This window comes from Bradyrhizobium diazoefficiens (assembly GCF_016612535.1).
GTDB classification, from domain to species: domain Bacteria; phylum Pseudomonadota; class Alphaproteobacteria; order Rhizobiales; family Xanthobacteraceae; genus Bradyrhizobium; species Bradyrhizobium diazoefficiens_C.
The window spans coordinates 63,937-84,626 of record NZ_JAENXS010000006.1; the positions used below are offsets into that span (position 1 = coordinate 63,937).

Annotated in this window: 14 protein-coding genes; 3 read left to right on the forward strand and 11 right to left on the reverse strand. The window is 59.4% G+C overall.

What is annotated here, in order from left to right; genetic code table 11:
* Positions 1–6: 6 nt before the first annotated feature.
* From JJE66_RS36370 to JJE66_RS36405, 8 genes are all read right to left on the reverse strand, one after another.
* Positions 7–6,726: a shikimate kinase gene (locus JJE66_RS36370; protein WP_311980273.1), complete on the reverse strand. Its 6,720-nt coding sequence runs from the start codon at positions 6,724–6,726 to the stop codon at positions 7–9.
* Positions 6,727–6,923: 197 nt separating this feature from the next.
* A complete protein-coding gene (locus tag JJE66_RS36375) occupies positions 6,924–7,331 on the reverse strand; it encodes a hypothetical protein (RefSeq protein WP_200500463.1) in 408 nt (135 codons plus the stop codon).
* A 1,195-nt stretch (positions 7,332–8,526) separates the two neighbouring features.
* Positions 8,527–10,590 carry a type III secretion system export apparatus subunit SctV gene (gene sctV / locus JJE66_RS36380; protein ID WP_200520603.1) on the reverse strand — a complete coding sequence of 688 codons (2,064 nt, stop codon included), beginning with the start codon at positions 10,588–10,590 and terminating at the stop codon, positions 8,527–8,529.
* Positions 10,571–11,014 (reverse strand): M48 family metallopeptidase, encoded by a 444-nt coding sequence (locus JJE66_RS36385; protein WP_200520604.1) that lies wholly within the window; start codon positions 11,012–11,014, stop codon positions 10,571–10,573. Before JJE66_RS36385 ends, sctV begins: the two co-directional genes overlap by 20 nt.
* A gap of 2 nt (positions 11,015–11,016) precedes the next feature.
* Complete coding sequence (locus JJE66_RS36390) at positions 11,017–11,556, reverse strand: hypothetical protein (RefSeq protein ID WP_200520605.1); 540 nt, start codon at positions 11,554–11,556, stop codon at positions 11,017–11,019.
* Positions 11,557–11,593: 37 nt separating this feature from the next.
* Positions 11,594–12,484 carry a hypothetical protein gene (locus JJE66_RS36395; RefSeq protein ID WP_200520606.1) on the reverse strand — a complete coding sequence of 297 codons (891 nt, stop codon included), beginning with the start codon at positions 12,482–12,484 and terminating at the stop codon, positions 11,594–11,596.
* A gap of 127 nt (positions 12,485–12,611) precedes the next feature.
* The gene (locus JJE66_RS37800; RefSeq protein WP_210350148.1) at positions 12,612–12,926 is read right to left on the reverse strand and encodes a hypothetical protein; all 315 of its coding nucleotides are present in this window, start codon (positions 12,924–12,926) and stop codon (positions 12,612–12,614) included.
* A 68-nt stretch (positions 12,927–12,994) separates the two neighbouring features.
* A complete protein-coding gene (locus tag JJE66_RS36405) occupies positions 12,995–13,177 on the reverse strand; it encodes a hypothetical protein (protein ID WP_200298444.1) in 183 nt (60 codons plus the stop codon).
* Positions 13,178–13,803: 626 nt separating this feature from the next.
* On the opposite strand from JJE66_RS36405, the gene JJE66_RS36410 reads away from it, so the two are divergent.
* Positions 13,804–15,678, forward strand: a complete 1,875-nt coding sequence (locus JJE66_RS36410) for an HrpF/NolX family T3SS translocon protein (protein WP_409362868.1) — start codon at positions 13,804–13,806, stop codon at positions 15,676–15,678.
* Positions 15,679–16,237: 559 nt separating this feature from the next.
* On the opposite strand, the gene JJE66_RS36415 is transcribed toward JJE66_RS36410, so the two are convergent.
* Complete coding sequence (locus tag JJE66_RS36415) at positions 16,238–17,161, reverse strand: YopT-type cysteine protease domain-containing protein (protein WP_311980277.1); 924 nt, start codon at positions 17,159–17,161, stop codon at positions 16,238–16,240.
* Between the two features lie 608 nt (positions 17,162–17,769).
* On the opposite strand from JJE66_RS36415, the gene JJE66_RS39060 reads away from it, so the two are divergent.
* A complete protein-coding gene (locus JJE66_RS39060; RefSeq protein WP_200496051.1) occupies positions 17,770–17,991 on the forward strand; it encodes a hypothetical protein in 222 nt (73 codons plus the stop codon).
* A gap of 1 nt (position 17,992) precedes the next feature.
* Positions 17,993–18,367 (forward strand): hypothetical protein, encoded by a 375-nt coding sequence (locus JJE66_RS39065; RefSeq protein WP_409362869.1) that lies wholly within the window; start codon positions 17,993–17,995, stop codon positions 18,365–18,367.
* Here JJE66_RS39065 and JJE66_RS36425 read toward each other — a convergent pair.
* Together JJE66_RS36425 and JJE66_RS36430 are read right to left on the reverse strand one after the other, a co-directional pair.
* Complete coding sequence (locus JJE66_RS36425; RefSeq protein WP_200520607.1) at positions 18,364–20,082, reverse strand: trehalose-6-phosphate synthase; 1,719 nt, start codon at positions 20,080–20,082, stop codon at positions 18,364–18,366. The two genes, JJE66_RS39065 and JJE66_RS36425, sit on opposite strands and share 4 nt — an antisense overlap.
* A gap of 366 nt (positions 20,083–20,448) precedes the next feature.
* Positions 20,449–20,688, reverse strand: a complete 240-nt coding sequence (locus JJE66_RS36430) for a hypothetical protein (protein ID WP_200496053.1) — start codon at positions 20,686–20,688, stop codon at positions 20,449–20,451.
* Positions 20,689–20,690 lie beyond the last annotated feature (2 nt).

The window sequence follows — 20,690 nt, forward strand, 5'->3', positions numbered from 1 at the left end:
TCCACCCTAGGCGGCGATATTCCGAGCCGATTCCCGCTCGCGCCGAAGATGGCCATGCAGCACCGCCACGCATTCATCCACCTGATATTTATGCGAGCCATCGCCTGAGTTGATCGTAAGATCGGCAGTTTGATAGACCGGCTCTCGCTCACTGACCAATCGCATGACGGTCGCCTCCGACTCGGCGGCCTGCGACAGCCGGCGGCCGGACCGGCCCTTGTTGCGCCGCATTATCACGCCCGCGTCGGCCTTGAGCCAAATTGAGACCGCGCTCTCATGGACGAGGCTACGGGTCCCATCATGGACGAACGCATCGGAGCCGGTCGCGATCACCGCCGGCCCTTGCTTGAGCGCACCCGCGATCACCCTCGCCTCAAGATCCTTGAAATGCTGCTCGCCATGAATCTGGCAGAGTTTGCTTATCGACATCCCGGCCAGCGCTCTGATCGCGTCGTCGGAGTCGACGAACTTCATCCGCAGCCGCTTCGCGAGACGCCGGCCAATGCTGGATTTTCCCGCGCCAGGCATGCCGACGAGCACGATCGGCCGCTGGCCAAGCCCCGCCACAATCTCTTCGTCTTCGTGGCTTCCTGTCTCGGCAGCTTGCAACCCAAAGGCCGCACCGGCGCCGCCGCTATGATCCGCTTCGATCTCCCAGTGTGGGATGTCCTTGGCTCCGTCGGGGACCACCACCTCCTTGCAGCGCTCTCGCGCGCGCTGCGCCAGATTCTCCTTGAGCCGCTCAAGAGCGTCTCCGCTCTCCTGGTGCCGCAACTGAGCGTCCGATTTGTAGGTATCGTGATTGGCAATCTTGACGTTGTAGCTGGCTGGCGTGTGAAACTCCACTTCGAAGCGGTAGTCTTTCGGGGTGGCGAGCACAGCCTTGATGCCCACAAAGGTCGGATTGCGCATTCTGAACCAATTGGTGGTACGGATTTCGGCGTAGCCTTGTTCGTCGAAACTCAGCATCGCTTTCTTGAACGCCCTCGCAAAATCCCCATCAGACACTTCGAAGACGTGGCGTACGGCGTTGCTGATCAGCTGTGCGGAGCCCTCGGAGGTCACACTCATGCCAGTGAGCTGGTCTGTCATCGATCCCTCTGATCGGAGGCGGCGATCGAGGTGCGGCATGTTCACGTGGATGCCCGCTTGTCTGAGGGTCTCAGCAACCGAGATCGCCGCTGCGGTGATTGTCTCCTCTTCGGCTTTGGCACGGGCAGCCTCAATTCTGGCGCGCGCTAAGGCGTCTTCGGGGGTAAGGGTGACCGCCATCCCGGCATCCTCGGCGACGACGCGTCGGCTAGACGGTTTCGGTATAATCTTCTTCTGCGCAGCGACACGAATCGAGGCATCCATCACTGAAGCCGCCAGCGTAGGATTCTCCTTCAGATTGTCCAACGTCGCATCGACATCGAACCTGCCCTGGCTAAGGGTCGCCGCCATGCTCTTGCTGAAGGGGACGAATTTGAGGCCTGGCGTCTGATGTAAGAGCCGCCCAAGCTCTTGGCTTTTCTTCATGAAAAGCCGGACGCCGGTATCGGATTTATAGCCATCCGTTCCGACCTTGATGCCGAGGCTCAGGAGGTTGCTTGCGCTTTGCACGAGGTCACCCGCAATGTACCCATCCGGACGCGGATCGATGCGGGCAGGGTAGTAATCGAGCAAGACTTGGATCCGGTCGCGCGGCTGAGCAGTTGCCGGATAGGCCTCTGCCAGCTCCGGGAAAAGCTCGCAGAGCGCTGGACTGACAGTTGGGCTTACTTTGGCCAGGCTTTCACTTGGATCCGAAAGGACGTGCTCATCCGTCTTCGCAGCCCAGGCATCGAGGTCGGCGACAAGCAACTCGGCCGCTTCACGGGCAACTGGATGCTCTGCAATTTCAAGCTCGCGCTTCGCCCGTTCGAGTGTTTCCTGGATATCGGGGCCATGTACCTGTTCTTGGTTCAACAGGTGGCCGATCTCTCGCCTGAGCTCGTGGTGGACACCCTCGTACGTACCGAAGATGGCGCGCTCGGCAAACCAGCGTCGTGCTTCGTGGGACTGCGCCAAAAAATTTCGCTGCAGAGCGCTGTATATTTCCAGGACTTCCAGCGTGGCAGCAAGGATCTGGCTGGCACGACTGAATTGGTAATTGTTGCCCTCAATCGCCGGAGTATAGGACTTTGGCGGCTTGAGGGAGCGAACGCCGCGAGCTTGCTCCGTCTCATCGAGCTGGCGAACATGCTCATAAAGCTGCGGCCGGTCGCCGATGATAACCACGGTATCCCCGTCAAAGTCGCCGTCGAGCTTTTTCTGCTCGCCGATCGGGACGGCAACCAACGACCCCGGAGCGAACACCTCGGTCACCTGCAGGATGCCGACGCAGTCGACCGGCGTGTCGTTCTTTGCGCGGTCCTTGCGCTCGGTCCAGCTCGAATGGCACTTGACGTCCTCGGCAGACAGCACCAGTCCACGGTCGGCGTAGTCGGCCGGCCACATCGCATCCGGCACCACGATCAGAATGCCTTTGGCAAAGAAGCTTGGGTCATCCGCTGCCAGCTCCTCCCGCGATTTCTGGGCGACACTGAAACTGTATTGTACGGCCACGCATCGATCGAGGAATGCCGCGGTCGGATCGCCATCGACTGCCGACTTGACTCGTTGGGGTGCGAGCGGGCGCAGGTTGGGCTTGTCATAGGGCGCCCGCCCGATCAGCACGCCGCTCGTTCCCGTCAATGTGTCGCTTTTGAGTGTCGGCACATGAAGACAGCCATCATCGGATGGGACGGCGACAGCGCCAAGACCATCCAAGTGTCCGGCCGTCACGGCGCGAAACAAGTCGTCGGACGTCAGCACTTTTCGGCTCTCAAGCCAATTCCAGACCTTGTCACCGGCCTCTTCCGCGACCTGCTCGCTGCGCGAATAGTGTTGCAACGCCGAGGCCGGCACAGACGATCTCCTTGCCTCACCAAAGGCCGGCATCCGATCGGGACCTTCCTGGGGGCCGGCCCGGCGAACCGCTGGCATACGCTCAGCGAGCGAGGCCTTGATGAAGCCACAGCCGTCATGCGGTCGCAAAGCAATGGGGCCTTCCGCTCCTATCAGTTTGAAGGGATGCGCCTCGTTGGTCGCGCGGTCTGGCGCCAGCAACAGCTTGAAGGTGCCCTCCAGTGCGTAGTCGTGAGGGCCCAGACCTTTGACCGACGGGGGCGCCGCAAAGCCCCTGCGCTGAGTATACCAATAGGCTTCCTTGAAGGGCGCCCAGGCGCGCAATAACTTCTCGAACGAGGTCCCCGGAGCGGTTTCGGCATAGGGAATGGCCAAGAGCTTCCCGCCGGAGGACCCGGCTGGCCGTTCGCTTGGAAGGCGAGCCGCAACTTGCGACAGGGTTGGTTTCGGCGGTTTTAACTTGCTGCCGCCGAACAGGTCCATGCGGTATGGCACCCCCTTGTACGTCAACGTACGTGCCAGCATGAAGGCGCTCGGCTTTCCGGGCAGCTGCACCGCGACCACCTCTATCGCTCCCGACGTCAGGCGGTGAAAAGTCGAGTAGCGAATCTCGGGGTCTGTGGCCACTGGCCGTCCCTGCAGGTCAACCACCGGCAACTGCATCAGTCCCGCATTCCCTTGCGGCGAGCGGGGCTCGTGGTCCATGTCGCGCAACACTTGATACACGTCGAATACCGATGCAGGATGTTGCGCCTGGATTGTCGCCGCATCCTGCGCCATGAACGAATCCAGCGCATCGACCGGATTGTCCACCTCGATCTGCGCGATCAGATTCCAGCTCATGTTGGAAAGATCGGCTTGGATGAGGTCGCGCGTGCTGGCCAGAATCTCCTTGGTCCCCCTCTGCAGCTCTTGCTGCCTCACCTTCAAATCGGGCTTCTTGCCCTCGACGTAGGGGCGCTGAAACAATGTCTCGAGGAGGGCACGGGCTTTTAGGACTTGATAGATCGACAAGGCCGGGCGGCGGCTCGCGAAAGGCCCACGGGTACGCTCGGCCTCGCTTGCTTTGAGATGAGCCTCGATCTTGCGCTCCACGACAGGCTGGATATCGTTCAGCAAATAGAGAGCTGGCCTCCGGTGCGGGCGTAATTCCTTTTGCGAGCCGCGCGCCAGAGGAAGTAGAGCGATGGAGAGATTGCCTATGGTTTCGAGGTTCTCGGTGTCAAAATCAGGGGCACGAACCAACTCTGCGAGCCGACCCAACCCTACCGGCGCCAGTAAACCAACGTCTCCGAACAGGCGGGCCTTCGCCAGTGCCTTGAAAATGAGCGTGATGCCTTGAACACCGGTGTGCTCCAGCCGATCAGGAGCATAGTGCAGGTAATGGGCCAGCTGGTGTAGGCGATCTTTCAGCAGAGCGGTCATTGCATCATCATCACTGCTCGCTCCGTCCACGACACCGCGTCCCAGGGCATTGGCGACCATTCTGAGCTCAGGCGTCGTGAACGAACCAAAGCGGCGGCCTCCTTTGCCGAGTCCGCGCGCGATGTCGACGACCACCTGGCGGCAGGCAGCCTCATCACCCCACTTGCTGAAGCCGTTCAACAGGTTTGCCAATCCCTGGCTCGTAAAAGCAGAGAGGCGATCGGCGCGACGAAGGAGCTCGCCGGCGATACCGACTATGGCTTTGCCCGTCTGCGCAGCATCCGGCCACTTGCAGAAACCGTTCACTAGGTTTGCGAGGTCTTGCGGCGCAAAATCAGAAAGCTGGCGCCGAAGGACTTCACTCGCTATCGCGAGCGTTGCCTCGCGACAATCCGCCCCTTCCGGCCACTTGCTGAAGCCGTTGACCAGGTTTGCCAAGCCTCGGCTGGTGAAATCACCGAGGCGGCCCGAGCGGCGCCGGACCTCACCAGCGATCGCGGCTACGGCTCGACCCGTTTCCGTCTCTTCCGGCCACTTGCTGAAACCGTTCACCAGATGTCTCAGGTCCAGCTCAGCAAGTTCGAAAAGCGGCCGCCCAACGACTTCAGCCGCGATAACAAGTATGGCCTGGCGCGTGTCTGTCGCCTCCGGCCATTTGCTAAACCCGTTCACCAGGGTCGACAGGTCCTGGTGAGTAAAGCGATAGAGCTGGTTGGCACGGCTAACGACCTCACGCGCTATCACGACGATAGCGTCGCCACAGCCCGTATCCTCCGGACACTTACTGAAGCCGTTCGCAAGGTTTGCCAGATGCTGGTGAGTGAAATGAAAGAGACGGTCGGCGCGGCCAAGGATCTCACCAGCAATCGCAACTGTGGCTTGCCGCGCGTCCACCTGTTCTGGGTATTTGCTGAAACCGTTCGCCAGGTTCGCCAAGGCCTGGCTATCGAAACCAGACAGACGGTCCGCGCGGCGACGGACCTCACCGGCGATCGCGACAATGGCTTGGTGCGTATAGGCATTCTCCGGCCACTTGCAGAAACCATTCGCCGAGGTTGCCAGCTCCTGCGGAGTAAAACTATCGACCCCGTTACTACGGCCAAACGCCTCACGGGCGATCGCGATCGTGGCTTGGTGGGCCTCCGGCTGTTCCAGCCATTTGCTGAAACCGTTCACTAAACTCGCCAGCTCCTGTTGAGCAAATTGAGAAAGCCGGATATCGCCGCGGTCGGCGCGGCAACGGACCTCAAGAGCGATCGCGGTCGCCGCATGCCGACACTCCGCCTGTTCCGGCCACTTACTGAAACCGTTCAAAAGGTTCGCTAGCTCCTGGTGAGCAAAATTGGAGAGCCGGACGTCGTCGTGGCGGGCGGCGCGGCAACAGATTTCTGCCGCGATCGCGAGGGTGGCGTCGCGACACTCCGGCCTTTCTGGCCACTTGCTGAACCCGTTCACGAGGTTCGCCAGCTGCTGCGCCGGAAAGTCAGATAACCGGGGAGCGCGGCGACACACCTCACCGGCAATCGTAACCGTGGCTCGGCGGGTTGCCACCTGGTCCGGCCATTTGCTGAAACCGTTCACGAGGTTCGCTAGTCCCAGGGGGGTATAGGAGAGCTGGCCGGGACGCCTGACGACCTCGCCAGCGACGCTGAGTGTGGCTTGGCGGCATGCCACCTCTTCCGGCCATTTGCTGAAACCATTCACGAGCAAAGACAGGCTTTGGCTGTTCAGCTCCTCAAGCAGCCTGCTTTCATCACAGCAAAATTCGGCGATCCTGATTGTTCCATGGCGGCATTCCGCTGCCCGTGGGTGCCGTCCGAACGATGATGCGAGGAGCGAAAGAGCTCGGCCTTCGGCGTCCCTCATGAGCGCGTTATCGAGCTGCGACACCCGTGCCGCCAGGGCCTTACAAGCTTTCACACCTTCCTGACCGCCAGCCTCCCGGCTCACCTCGTTACAAACCGTGGCGTAGTTCCAGGATTTCCCTGAGCGGATATTTTCCTCCAGGCGCGGCACAAATCGACCCTGGAAATCAGCCGCAGCCTTTTGCAAGAATGTCGCCTGGGCTGGCATCCGCAGCTGCTTGGCATGCTTGACCACTGGAGCTGAGAATTCACGGATGTCGCGGGCGCGATCGATGTCCCTTAGCGCTGCATTCAGTGCATTTGAGACCCTCTCGGATCGCCCCGACATCGCACTCTGAATACTCTGCGTGGCGGCATCGTCGAGGCGACGCTTTCCTGGTCTTTGATCAAGGTCAGGCGCGGATTGCCGGTGCGGCGGCATCGGTTCTATTTGCGAATGTCCGGCCTCCTGGCCGTAGCGCCGGAATTCATCACGAGAACGCAACACATCGCGCTCCCGCTGCCGCACGTCACGATCTCGCCCATGGAGCCGTTCAAAGCTTACACCACGGCTGCTTTGCGCCTCGACATCGTGGATGTGCTGCCCTCCTGGTCTAGATCCGACGTCGCGCGCGGATTGGGGGCGTCGCGGGAGCGCGTCTGGTTGCAAGCCTCCCGGCGCAAGTTCACGGGGCAACCGAGAATGCGATGAGCCTCCGCCTTGAGCTAGGGCCTCACGATAAGATCTATAGGGCCGTTCGGAACTTGCAGGATACCGCGCTTGAGCGGCGCAATCGTCTCGACTCTCCCTTCCTGATCCAGCTTCCCGGCCTGACATCGATCGCCCGTGCGGGGGGAGAGCGTCAGTTCGCGATCCTCTGAATGCTTGATCGCTGCGGCACGCTTCGCCGCCGAAACGCGACGAGGTTTCATCCCGATGTTGTGCGCCAGTATGAGGCCTGTACGAGACGTCGGAGCTCCTACCATGGCTGCCTTGGGCGCTACGATCGTCGACATTGAGAGGAGGAGAGGAAGCATCCAAATCGTGCGGCCCAGGGTGCATTCGCGCAAGCACAGAGCCGAACGATTGTCCGCCTTCTTCAGGACCACGGCCTGCTTCAGCGTGAGGCTCATCGAGTTCTCTGCGATTGTCGGCTCTAGTTCCTCGCGACCTTCCTCGACCGGTGATATCCCTCATGCAAACTCTCCAATGTCGGGCGTCAATGCGCTGCTCCGATCTTCGCAGGAGCGCACTCGATCTACTCGTTCCTGCTGAGACCGACGCATCGGACGCCACACTTGCGGGGCCGGACAATGCGACGCGTGACCTGTGACCAGTCGATGAGTTCTGGATGACTCGTGAGATCGGAACACTCAGGCCCGGCGCTCTGTTGAGTGCGGCGGCATGCGGCTGGCGAGATGACGGCACCGGTATGGACCGTGCCTCTCCATCCATCGCTCGTATAAGCTGTGCAAGTGTGGCGAGAACACATGCTACTCGCTGGCTCCCTTGGATATGCGACGAAGCTAGGTAAGCCGGACATGTTAGCTAACGCGGTGAGCTGACCACAAGCTGACGAACTTGGCGGGGCATTGCCGCGTAGACATCGAGACTATCGTGCTACGCGCCGGCTTTCGAGAAGCCGAAAAGCTCGGCAGCGCAGAGTTCAGGTCCTGGCATGGCCAACGGCTCGTCGCCCATTCATGATGGCCCTTGTCGTAGCTGATGGCGCCAAACCCGTTCGGCCTCTTTGATGGCAAGTGGGTCGAAGTCCGAGCGCCCACCTGTTGTCTTTCGAGACTCACCGACAAGTCAATTTGCAAGGCAACAGCCAGTTCGCTTGTGTTGCCGCGAGTGCTTGTCGATATTGTGCTTGAGCCTCACACTTGCCCATCACCCGTGGATAAGTTTTCGTGTTCGGCGCGTGCGTCGCCTGGAGACACGGGCAAGACATTCACGAGCACCTCAAGCGCCCCATCGGGCGCTTTAGGATCGAGACGACCTCCAGTAAGCGACATTCGCGTTGCCTGCCTCAGCGCGCCGCGCCGGGCCTCTAGTCAGAATTCCGACCGATCGCGCGTTCGATACGTTCGCGCATAGCGGGATCGATATCCTTGGCGCCAAGCAATTTTGGCGAGGGCGCCTCCTGCACTTGGAGAGCAGGTCTATCCCAGCTGGCACAGCCCCCGAGCCCCAGAATGGCGAGGAGAACCGAGCACGAGAGCGGACAAAATGAACGCGACTGCGTTGGGACTATGTTCTGACGTGACTTCATGCGGTCCTTCTCAGATCGAGCGCTGAGCCGGTGAATCGGCTGTAGCGAGCATGTTACGAACTTGCTCCGACGGAGCCTTGTCCTTCGTGGACTGTCAGCGTGATCGATCCAACGGGATGGATCGTGAAGTCCGTCGCAAGGTCCTGATAGGAGAGAACAGCAAGCTCGATCCCATTGCGGGCGAGAAACCCGCGGACAAAGCGTCGGACATCCATCGAAGTCAGGATAACGGGATGGGTCTGACCCGGCACTCTGTTCGAGTTGATCTGACGCATTTTTGACAGCAGCGCTTCGCTTTGCTCCTCAGACAACACCAGGTAGGGTCCTTTGGCAGTCTCGCGCACCGCGTTGCGCACGATCTCCTCAGTTTGACGCTCGATGATAAAGACGGGCACGACGCGATGAGGGTTGGCATAGCGGTGGCAGATCTGCCGCTTCAAACCGGAGCGAACATGTTCCGTGAGTAAGACGGTGTTTTGTTCTCGTCCACCCCATTCGGCCAATGCTTCCAAGACCAGACGGGTATTTCGGATCGGAATTCCCTCCTCCAACAAACGCCGCAGAACGTCGGCTACCTTTGGGATGGGGGTGGTACGTAAAACCTCCTTCACCAGATCGGAATATTCGGCCTCCATTCGGGCCAGCAATTGGCGCGTCTCCTGGATACCGACCAAGCACTGTGCATAGCGGGTCAAAGCCGAATGCACGCGCAAAGCCAGAATCTCAACGGGACGGCGGTGCCCAATGCCGGCTGCCGTGAGAGCCGGTGCATTGCTTTTGTCGATCCATATTTTATCCGTCTCCGGGTCATGCCGGAACGGAATGCCACTCAGTTCGATGTTGGCCAAATCGTCATTGAGCGCCAGCTGCGTTGGATCAATGAGATCCTGATCGACCGGCACACCCTCGACATCCACCCTGAACTGTGATTCTGGCAAGCGCTCGTCGATCTCAATGGGGATGCGCGGAATCGCAATGCCCAGATCCGCTGACACCAGTCCCGAAACGCGTGCAATGTGCTGTTGCAATTCGTCCTTGTCGATTGCCTGTGTCAGACCGGGCGCGAGGAACAACGCGATTGGAAGTGCCTCCGCAGGGACGGTTTGCTTCTGAGGCTGAGCGGGCGGCGGGGTAGAGGCGCTTTTCTTGTGGACCACACTCTCGGCAAAGCTCGCCGCCGCAAACACCGCGGCCAAACCGAAAAACACGGGGAGCGGGAATCCCGGAATGGCCCCCATGACAACCAGGACGCAGGCAGCAAGTCGCAACGCGTAAGGATTGGCCGTAAGCTGGTTTACGATATCGGTACCGAGATTGAGCCTGGCAACTCCATTGACACGCGTGATGATCGTTCCGGCTGTAATCGACAGCAGGAGCGAGGGAATCTGTGAAATAAGCGCATCGCCTATGGTCAGAAGGGTATACTGATGCAGCGCCTCGGCGAAAGACATGCCCTTGGAGAGCCCAATAGACGCCCCGCCCAGCATGTTGATGCAGATGACCACCAACCCTGCGATGGCATCGCCCTTCACGAATTTCATGGCGCCGTCCATGGCCCCATAAAGCTGGCTTTCTCTCTCCAATGTCGCGCGTCGGCTGCGGGCCTCGTTCTGATCGATATGGCCATTGCGCAGTTCCGCGTCGATCCCCATCTGCTTACCGGGCAGAGCATCGAGCGTGAAGCGCGCCGCCACCTCCGCCACGCGTTCAGCGCCCTTGGCGACCACGATGAATTGCACCATGGTTACGACCAAGAATATGACAATGCCGACGACGATATTTCCCGATATGACGAAGTCACCGAACGTGTGAATGATGCTGCCGGCATCCCCCTCCGCCAAGATCAGCCGCGTTGTCGAGATGGTGAGCGACAGACGGAATATTGTCGAAATCAGAATGACGCTCGGCAAGGACGAGAACTCAAGCGGCGTGCTGATATAGAGCGCAACCATCAGCAGCAGTATGGCCAAGCTGAGATTAAAGCCGATGAGCGTATCGATTGCTATGTTCGGGATCGGCATGATCATCATGCTGATCGTCAGAAGCAGCATCAACGCGACCATGAGATCGGCCTTTGTCGATGCGCGCACAATGATGTCACGCAGGACGCGGGTCATGGAATCCTTCTGATTGTTGTTTGGCAAGAACCGTGCCGCCACGCAACGAAACGTAGTTTTGGAAAACCGCGCGCGCCTCCTCCATGCGGCCCGCCCGGCGCAAGGCATGGCTACGCAAAAGCGTCAAAGGAATGCGCGATGACGGAGCGTCATCAACTGTATCAAGTCTATCCAGAATCGGCAGCGCTTCATCGCCGAGGCCCTGCGAGATGAGGGCGTAGGCGAGAATCCGGAGTAGATCGACGTCTTGGGAATTGTTGCGGACGATGAGCCGCAACAGAGCTACGCTTTGAGCCCCCTGCCCGCATGCAAGATGGAGATAGGAGAGGGCGCAGAGCAAATCCCGCTCCTGCCCGGACGTCAGCCAGACGCTACCGGTCTTGGAAAGCTCTGTTGTCGGCTGCGCTCCCTCGGAATGGACCATGGCTAGGCTTCAATCAAGCTGTTCCGATTCTGGCGGAGAAGGATCAGCCACTGCAGTGCCTGCTGCAGGACGACCGCACCTTCGCGCGGCATCGAATCCGCAGGCGCGGTCGAGAGCTTAAGGGCGAGACGTTCCAGAAGACTACCGTACGGCTCTGCCCGCAGCAGGTCCGGATGGCGCAGCCGTGGTGTGACGAAAGCGAGCAGATCATGCGCAATATCGCGGCCATAGAGCGAGGCCAGAGCTGCGGACGAGTCGACCTCATGGATGGGGCGGCGCATCTTGTTGAGACTGACGCGCCCGACTGCATCAATATCTTGAGCCCCCGATATGGCTTCGATCGCCACATCCCGCTGCAAAACTGGCGCGTTCAGTTCCCTCCGAACGGACGCGTGCTCGTTCTCATCCTTTGCACGAGGGCCGTCGATCTCAACCTCGTTGAGTTGGTCGATGGTTGGCTCGACGCCTGGTGCGTGATGGTCCTCATCAAGTCTCTGCGAAGCAGTGCCAGGCCGGACATCGTGGCGGGACAGCTTTGACATCACGCTCTCCTAAGTTTCCTTCCGATGCTCGGAACGTCTAGTAGGGGATGACAGCAAAACGTCCATTCCGACTTAGCAACACACGCCCCTCCTCAATTCGGCTAACGGACCATCCGTCGGCCAACAGGGCACCGACGAAATATTTCTGCCCACCGATCAGCAGATAGGGCTGGACTCCACGCCAAACAGCTTCGAGGGCGATTGCGGATGGCTGCTTGTCCTCCTTGACCAGCACTGCGTTTACGAGTGTCAGCTCGCCATTTGTGCGACGATCGAACCATTGCTCGAGCTCCTGCCACTTCGCAACTGTTGCAGGTGTGACGGTTCCCTCAGCACTGACAAAACCCGGCCCAGGACCGACCCTGATATCGAACAGGCCCGCCTTATTAAGTTCTTGTTTCAACAATTCGGCTGCGTCTTGGGCATGCCTGTCGTTAGGGCGATTCATCCGCAGCTTGGGTGCGAGCTCGGCAGCAGTCGGCGCATTGGCGCCCGGTGCACCTCCGCTGGCCTTGAAGACCACGGGCAAGAGAGCACCGATCGCGACAAGGCTGAGCAACACGAGGGCCATCGCCGAGATCGACGCGCGGGATAGGCCGATCGCACGATCTTGGACGGCATTCTGCATCGACCAGCGAATAGACATCGCCCCGGCATGAACGACGACGGGAAGGGAATGAACGACGCGTTCGCCTGCTGCAACCTCCCCCTCGCCCGCCGTAGTGCTGATGGCTGCAAGGGCCTCGATCTCGATCGAGTTGCCAACGAGGGTGACACGAAGGTGATGCGGCTCGAGCTCTTGCTCGACGAAGATCATATCTGCGTCGAAGCCACTACCGATAAGACTCGTTCCAACCGGCGCTTTTCCGCCTAGCCCAGCATAAAGTCCCGATAGCACCTCGAACTGGAAGGAGGCGGCCTCATTCACGGACAATCCCCACGAACCAAGAGGAGCAGGCGCAGGAATCACCGTACGATTCACTCCGAAGCCGCACTAGTCACATCGCCGCTGACGACGAGAAAAGCAGAGCAAGGACTGCCCTGCTTTTCCGGGGTTACCCGTTGACACGCTCGCTGGCCGCCTTCCTCTCGCTCGAGAGCTCGGTCGACAATGAACGCAACCGCATGTCCTGAACCATGGCCTCCTGGTTAACCGCCTTCAACTCTGCGATGAGCGCCTCGAAAGTGGCGGCGCCACCAACCTTATCGATCACAGCCCCAGCGCCCGATGCCACAGCAGACCCCCTGCTAGCATTGCTCGAGTCTCTGGCCGCGTCCTTGGACTTGTCGTTCGCGGACTTATTGTCGACCTTGCTTTCATCGAGGTCATGACCACCACCACGAGAGCTCACACCACTTGTTTTGGTCATTTCGTTTCACCTTCTGTTGGTATCTGCCGCTACCTGTGCGACACTCCCTGACGCCGAACTATTCGGCGTCAGGCGTCCTCTTCTGTTTCAGCTACGGCTTCGTGAAGATTCGCCATGTTTCGGTCCATCATCTGCAGCGCAACCGACCCAAGAACCGAACCAAAAGCTTTTTCTAGCTCTTGTTGCTGAGCTGCAGATTGCGAACTATCGCTCTCCTTCGCGTGAACCACGCTTTCGATTGCGCCCGACATCTGGTGCTTCTCACTTCCGTTCCAGAAAGCTGGCATCGCCGACGAGCGATCCACATTGCGTAGGCTAGTGGGGGTAGCTGTCGAGAAGCTGACGAGCCAAGACGGATCCGACGACAACCTCAATATCAGTGAACATCGGCGCTGAGAGCCCGACATCGTCCACCACGCCGGAACTGCCACAGCGCGAGTTCAACCGGCTTGAGACCTAAGCTCCACAAAGCCTCCGCCCGCCAGACCTGACGCCCGATCAGCCGTACGTTATCGGATTCTCGAGCAGACGTTAGATCGTAGCGGGCCGCACACCCTGTCACTGGCTGTGGAAATGCCGACGGAATCGGCGGTCATATTGTTGCGCGTCCCCTCGATGATCGTATCCGCGATCGCCGACGGGAAGCCGTCCCCCATACGTCCAATAGACCGCCTCGTGTTGAGGTCATGTGCGTGCTTGCGCGAGGCGAGAGAATATTGAGGACCACGTAGGTCCGTATCCGGTGACAATCAAGGTGGCGCCGGTGGCTCAACGTGAACCTTCCAGGACTCGTCAGCTTGTCGAAAGGTCGCAGTCCTACGAAAGCGTTGATCTCAAGACGCCTCTACCGTCTATGTCCGCAGGGGAAACAAACACGGTGCAGCTCAACAACTTCTCGCGCCCCACCAATTCAGATCAAGCTCAGTTTATTCTTCCCGAGGCTTCGCCGGCAGTGTTCTCGCAGATGCCGGGGCATATACGGCAAAGCGATGCTTCGCTCTTCGAATCAGCGGTGTCCCTTTACTCGCCGCAGGACAAGCCCGAAGACTCCTCCACGCCACCAGATCTGCTGCAGCGAAACTTGCAGACGGCGCAGGATTCGATGGACGAAATGCCGGCGCATTTGAAGGCGTCGATCAAGGCATTCGAGAAGGCATTCGAGCAGCAACCGCTCCCCCCCGCCCCCGTCGAGCAATCAGAGCCGACCGAGCCTGCTCCACCGCCTGTGCCGGCCTATCCGGTGCCAAGCACGAGGATCACGTGGAACGGCGGCACGCTAACCGATGCCGAGCTGCAGATTGTGGCAGTGCTGAACCGGCACACGGACCAATGCCCGCTCAGTTGGGACCAGCTGGCAGATAGGGCCAACGACCCCTCGACGCCACCGGACCTGGCGGAGGCACTCTACAAGTTGCGGCAAGACCCGGAGCTCTTCTACGCGATCGGCTCCCAAGGCGACGGCCGCTGCGGAGGCAAGATCAACGCGAACGATCTGTCCGGGTTCTCCGCCAGTCACCCGCAGGTTGCTGCGTTCCAGGAGAAGCAGGCGCGCAGCTACCAGCAGAACTACATTTCGTCCGACGGTACGGGAAATGGACAACCGTCGGTCATGACCGCCAATGATGCAATGCGCGAGCTCTACCGATATTCCGACTACCTGCCCAAGTCTCTGAGTTTGGACGACTTCAAGCAGATCGTCGATGGCAAGGCCCACCCGGGCAAGTGTCCGGCCCAAGTGATCGCGGCGGCTCAATACTTCGTCGACCATCCGGACGCCTGGAAGCAGTTGTACGGCGGCGCGATTGATCTCGTCCACAAAGAGGATTTTCTGCAAGTCGCTTCGTCGTCCATGAATCTCACGCGGAGCGAGCTCAACACGCTCGAGACGATCAACAAAAGTCAGTCCGCATTTTTCGGGGGCGGCGTTCTGAGACGAGACAAGCTGAAGAGCATGGCCGACGACCAGAGCCTCAATCCAAACGTACGCCAAGCGGCGTCACAGCTGCTCTCGGACCCGCTGTTGTTTGGTTTGCTAAACAATTCGATTACGGGCTACAAGACCCACCACAAATTCTGGGACTTCGGCGGCGGGCATACCGTCGATTCCGGCAACATCAGCAACAACGACTTCGCGCACTTTTATGGCAACATGTCAGCTGCGAACCGTACCGTTCAGCAGACGAAGACCCATGTCCCCACGACCGGCGACGAGACGTCCGCTGTCGCGGACATGATGATAGGGATGACCAACCAGCCAGATATTAAAGCTGCCAAGAAGAATGGCGGAGCGCTCATGCATGTGGTCGATACTGTGCTCCAGGTAGGCTCGAAGGTACTTGATTGGGAGGCCACAGCAGTCGGCTTACTCGGCTTCATTCCGGGCTTGGGCGAAATAGCGGATGCGGTAGCGATGGGGCTCGAGGTCGAGTCGCAAGCAGCGAACATTGTGCACACGGCTATTACCGGAGGCAATATGAAAAAGGCGCTGGCAGAAGCAGGTCTCAATGTCGCCGCGCAGGCCATTGGCTGTATCGCGGGGCCGCAGGTCAAATTGGCGATGCGCGAGGGCCTCGCAAAGACGGTGCTGCAAGAGGCGGCGACGAGAGGGATCGATATGACGATCTCGGAGGCGCAATCCTATGCGGACAACTATTTGAACGACCTGAAGGCGCGGCTTGAGACCGAGTCGACGAGCGTCGCCGATGTTCCGGGTAAGGCCGCCATCACGCCGTCGTCTCAGAACGCGGCCTGAGGCCGGTTGCGCTGGCAATCTCCGGCTCGGTGTATCCTTTCAATGGCGAATGATGCGAACCTCGCCGCCACGTTCAAGCGCGTAACGGCGAGGACCTCGCGCAGAAGACTCCACCTTCCACCGAGAAGCCGTCCCTTGGCAAGCGTGAGAAGAATGCGCGCCGGCAACAGGCACTCTCAGCAGCAAGTGAACCCCTGGCGCTAACGCCGCCGTTGCATGCAACGTCCGATCGCCCTGCCTTGGGTCTGGCCGAGACTGCGAGCAGGGCCAGCTCGACGCCTTGGAACGCGGTTTTGGCTCGGCTACAAGGCAAATTGCTTGCTATGTGCCAGATTTCGACGGGCGGGTATTTTCGAACCTGACGATCGGTTTTTCTAACTGAACCCTCTGCGGTCGAGACCTCACCTCCGAGCTTAACTCGGAGGTGTCCAAACCTCTATTCTCAATCAATCCAGCTGTCCTTGCGCTCTGTGCTGAACAGGGGGGAATGGATCCCGCATTCTTGCTGAGCTTGCCGGCGTTGTTAGAACGCCAGTTGTCCGCCGAGTGCAGGCCCGGCTCAGTATACCTTTTGGGTGGTGATTGTCGTCAAATGCTGCTGGTTGGGGTTCCTGTAACGATCGGCGAGGCTCTGCCACAAGCCCTCCATCTCCTCTGGTTGAACGGTAAATTCTCCGTGGTTTGGATCGAAGAGTGTAGTACTTCCATTCGACGCCGACGTTGCGATTACGTGTGAGCCACCTTCGGCGAAATACAAACTGAGCAAATATTTCGATCCGTCGTTGGTGATTTTCCCCACCATGCGCGAGAGGCTCGAAGAGTCGCCGAATTCATAGACCTTCTCTTTTCCGGATGGCTGCAAGCCTGCTTCCCGCAACACGCTGTTTTGTGCTTCAAGGTCTGCCTGAGAAGCTTCTGCTCCTCTCCTTAGCAGGTGATCCTTCATATCCTGATACTGCTCCTGCCGCACAGCCGCTGCGCCGTGCCTTTGTGACCCGGGTGTTAGCGCACGCATTCGGGCCGACGGGGTGTTGCTGAGAATGGAGAACCACTCCGCAGTTAACCCGACGCAGATGCCGTTTATATTCGCCTCGTGCAATTCGGCCGTCCTGTATTCGAACAGAGAGGTGCTCCACCTCGCCGGTGAGGATGTACTGGGATTGCGAGGACCGCTGGTCTGTGGCGTGCTGACGCAGCACCCCATTTTGTCGGGCAACTCCCCAGGCGGCAGCCTCCTCCGCGACGTGAGATTTGGCCTGTTTCTGCCGAATGAAAGCCTGTCAAGCTCCGTGATAGGGGGCTCGGAAAGGAGCGAGTACGGCCCTGTTGGCGTCGGAGGCGAACTCGCATGGGTATCTGGCACCGATCGGGCCGACATGCCCGCAAGTATCTGCTGAAAGCCGTCGCTGGCCACCGAATGGCTCGGCTCGTGAGCTTGGCTAGAACGTGTGGATAGGTCACTGATTTGATTATGCACGGCCATTCTCGCTTCCCTTCAACGGGGTGCCACTTCGCAGTGAGCTCTCGCTGCTTAGGCCCTGCTTTGAATGATGTTTTGACAAGCTGATGACAAGCTGACGGGCAGGCGTTGCCCAGCTTGGAGCGCATCACGAAGAAGGGAACGGCATAGTCTCCTGGCAGGAGCGCGACCGGTGTCTTGGCCCGCCTTGGCCAGCGATGCCTCAAGCCTTGAGGCGCTCGCAAGGCCTGACGATGGCACCTCCGTGAAACAGGTTCGCCACGGATCGTGGATAGAAGGAAAGGAAAGGAAAGGAAAGGAAAGAAGAACACGTGCCCTTGCCGCTTGGATTTGAAGGGCATCATCCGCTTTTCCTCGGCGAGAACGTTGGTCCGAGCGGAACGATTTGACGAAGCGTCTAGCGATGCGTGCGACTTATGCAATGCCCACGCTGAGACACGATTTTTCATGAAGTAGGCTTGAACGCACTCAAGCCCTCGCGCAAGGACGTGCGGTGCATTCCGAGTTCGTCGCCTGCACGGAGGATGTGTTCGATCTTTATGCCGAAACCCCGATCAGAAGCGCCCGGTGGTCTGCTTTGACGAAAGCCCGACCCCAACTCATCGTCGAGGTTGCTCCGACCGATCCCGGTCAAAGCCGGCCAGCTCGAGCACTACGATTGCGAGTACAAGCGCAACGGCACCTTCAGTCTGTTCATCTTCCTTGACGCGCGCACCGGCCCTTGGCGCAAGGTCGACGTCACCGACAGCCGCGCCGCGGCCGGCTTCGCCGCCTGCATGCGCGACCGTCGCCGACGGTCACTTGGCAGAGCGAATCCGAGCCCTGCTGGATAATATGCCCACCCACTCCGTCGGCGCGCTTTACCAAGCCTTCCTTTCGGCCGAGGCGCGCCGCCGCCTGTGCTGGCTCCAGTTCCACTACGTCCCCAAGCATGCCAACTGGCTGAGCATGGCCGAGATCGAGATTGGCGTGCTGCGCAGCCACTTCCTGGATCGGCGGATCCAATGGACACAACGCATCCTGTCCGAGGTGGGGCCTGGGAGCGACAACACAATGCCTCGCGCGCCCGCATCAAATGGATGTTCACAACTGAGAACGCTCGCGCCAAAGCGGGCCGCGCTTACATCAGCCGGTCTTCGGCCAAAGAGGCATAATCACCGTGCCGAGAACCAGTCGCTCAGTCCGCCTCCCTTGGTCTGCACGCATTAGGACGGCAAGACCCAGCGCGTATCCTGTACATGCTTCACCGCGCCATTCAGCTCCTCCGGGGTTTCGTAGCTGGGCATTTCGGCCTCGTTGAGCCAACCGAAGCCGAGATATCGGAACTGATCCGCTGGCACCGCCACCCGACTGTGGCCGAGCTCGCGAAGGAAGTCCTTCGACCAGTCGTGGATCGTATAAGCCTCAAGCTTGTCCATCATCGGTCGCCAGCGTTCGATGCGTTCCTCGCGCGGCATCTCAGTCGCTGTCGAAATCGCAGTCGCGATGTCGTCAGGAGAGGCCGGATCCACGTGCAGTGCCTCATTTCCGTTGAGGTCTTCTGCCGCCCCGGCGAACTTCGATAAAATCAGCACACCCGGGTCGTTTGGATCTTGCGCAGCAACGTACTCTTTTGCCACCAGGTTCATGCCGTCACGCAACGGTGTCACCAGACCAACTTCCGCGGTACGATAGAGGCCCGCGAGTTGCATCTGCGATACGTGGCCCTTCTCGTAGAGCACCGGCTTCCAGCCCTGGTCCGTTCCGTGCTTACGGTTGACATCGCTGACGAGGCTGTCGATATCGCTCTGATATTCACTGTATGCTGGAATGTCCCCGCGCGAAGGCGTCCCAATCTGCAACAGCGAAATGCTGTGCGGCTTATCGGCCAACACCTGATCAAGAGCTTTGATCCGATTGTCGATACCCTTAGTATAGTCAAGGCGATCCACGCCGATCGCTAGCTTCGTGCCATCGAGTTTGTCCTGCATCGACGAGATCTCCTGACGATGCGTCGCGAGCGATTGCACTGCGTAGTCAACGAACTGCTTCGGATCGATCCCAATCGGAAACGTTTGGCACCGAGTCAGGCCACGAGCCGAAATAACAGCATCGCTCTTGCTCTCCAGCCCCAGATGCGCCTGTAGGCAACAGAGGAAATTATCCAGATCGCTGCGGGTTTGAAAGCCGACAAGATCGTATGCCAGCATCGATTCCATCAACTCGTGATGATGGGGAACCTTCTCCATCACGTCAGGCCTCGGCCATGGCGTATGCAAGAAAAAGCCGATCGGCTGCTGAATCGAGAGCTCGCGCAGCTCATCGCCGAGAGGAAGGAAATGATAGTCATGCACCCAAATCGCGCCTCTGTTCTTAAGGCGTGAGAGCGCGCGCGCCATGGAGCAGTTGATCTCACGATAGCTCTTATAATGCGCCTCCTCCGAAGGCGACATCCGTTCAGTCAGCGAATGGAATGCCGGCCACAGAGTGGAGTTTGCAAATCCATAGTAGAAGCTATCATAGTGGGCGGCCGGTAGATCTATCTTTGCAACCTGACCCGTGCCGTGCCGCTTGAGATCATTTAGCCGCTCGCTGCCCTCGCTTAGCGTGCCGGAGGACCCCGTCCAAACGGCGCCGGAACGTTCAACGACTGGCTCAAGGGCCGCGGCAAGACCACCCGTCTTGGGCTTGCTGGGATCGAAGGTCGACACACGGTTCGAAACAACAACTAGTTTCTCATCTGACAGCTGAGACTCCATGCCAGTTGCCGCCTCGCGCTGGGCAAGGACAACATGAGGGCCATCCGCTGGCCTCGCCCGCCCCAGTGCGGCTTGGCTCAGCTGCTGCTCGAAATCGGCTTGGTTCATTTTCAGCTGTTCTGGCCTGGCGCGCGACGTGACAGGAGCAGCTGCAGGAACGGATTTCATGACATTAAACGGATCCATTCTATACCTCCGATTCAGTCATCAGAACGGTTAGCGCGGGACGTCCATGCTTCTCATCTTAGGAGCTCGAGCTTTCGAGAAACTGACTAGATTCAGAGCGAGTATTGGTGGCCGCAAGAAAAAGCTGGAAACGGTGCCAATCTCTATTGTTTTGAGGATGCCACGATGGAAGTCGAGGCGTCCTATGACGAATTTCTTACGACGACCGACTGAAGAGGATACGCTTTGAAGACCAGGCTCGGCCGTCTGAGTGGCGGCTTGAGCTTTCGGGAGAAGAACCACCCTTCTCCGCGACAAGTCGCGCAACTTGCGCTGCTCCATTACCACGCATGTCGCCAGATGCATTGAGGATACCGGATTTATCCTTCATGCCTCACAGCAGATCTTGAACGCATTCTCGCCACGCTGGCCGACGGGATCCGCGGCGCATTGCGGGGGCCAGCCGTGGCGGACGACTGACTTCGCTACCCGCGTGCGAAACAGCTCGCGCCGATCGAGAACAGGTGTCGTAGCGACGCCCAACCATGGCTGCATCGCGATCAGCGGAGTGCGCGCGAGGTGAAGAGACCGTTCAGCACGATCGTTCAGCGCGACATCGACGGTCATGG

Excerpts from the sequence above, each read along its gene's own strand:
- sctV (WP_200520603.1), bottom strand. The coding sequence starts at position 10,590 with ATGACCCGCGTCCTGCGTGACATCATTGTGCGCGCATCGACAAAGGCC.
- JJE66_RS36405 (WP_200298444.1), bottom strand. The coding sequence starts at position 13,177 with ATGTCGGGCGCAATCGAAAGCGTGGTTCACGCGAAGGAGAGCGATAGT.
- JJE66_RS39065 (WP_409362869.1), top strand. The coding sequence starts at position 17,993 with ATGCCCACCCACTCCGTCGGCGCGCTTTACCAAGCCTTCCTTTCGGCC.
- JJE66_RS36390 (WP_200520605.1), bottom strand. The coding sequence starts at position 11,556 with ATGTCAAAGCTGTCCCGCCACGATGTCCGGCCTGGCACTGCTTCGCAG.
- JJE66_RS36375 (WP_200500463.1), bottom strand. The coding sequence starts at position 7,331 with ATGAGCCTCACGCTGAAGCAGGCCGTGGTCCTGAAGAAGGCGGACAAT.
- JJE66_RS36425 (WP_200520607.1), bottom strand. The coding sequence starts at position 20,082 with ATGGATCCGTTTAATGTCATGAAATCCGTTCCTGCAGCTGCTCCTGTC.
- JJE66_RS37800 (WP_210350148.1), bottom strand. The coding sequence starts at position 12,926 with ATGACCAAAACAAGTGGTGTGAGCTCTCGTGGTGGTGGTCATGACCTC.
- JJE66_RS36415 (WP_311980277.1), bottom strand. The coding sequence starts at position 17,161 with ATGGCCGTGCATAATCAAATCAGTGACCTATCCACACGTTCTAGCCAA.
- JJE66_RS36385 (WP_200520604.1), bottom strand. The coding sequence starts at position 11,014 with ATGGTCCATTCCGAGGGAGCGCAGCCGACAACAGAGCTTTCCAAGACC.
- JJE66_RS36430 (WP_200496053.1), bottom strand. The coding sequence starts at position 20,688 with ATGACCGTCGATGTCGCGCTGAACGATCGTGCTGAACGGTCTCTTCAC.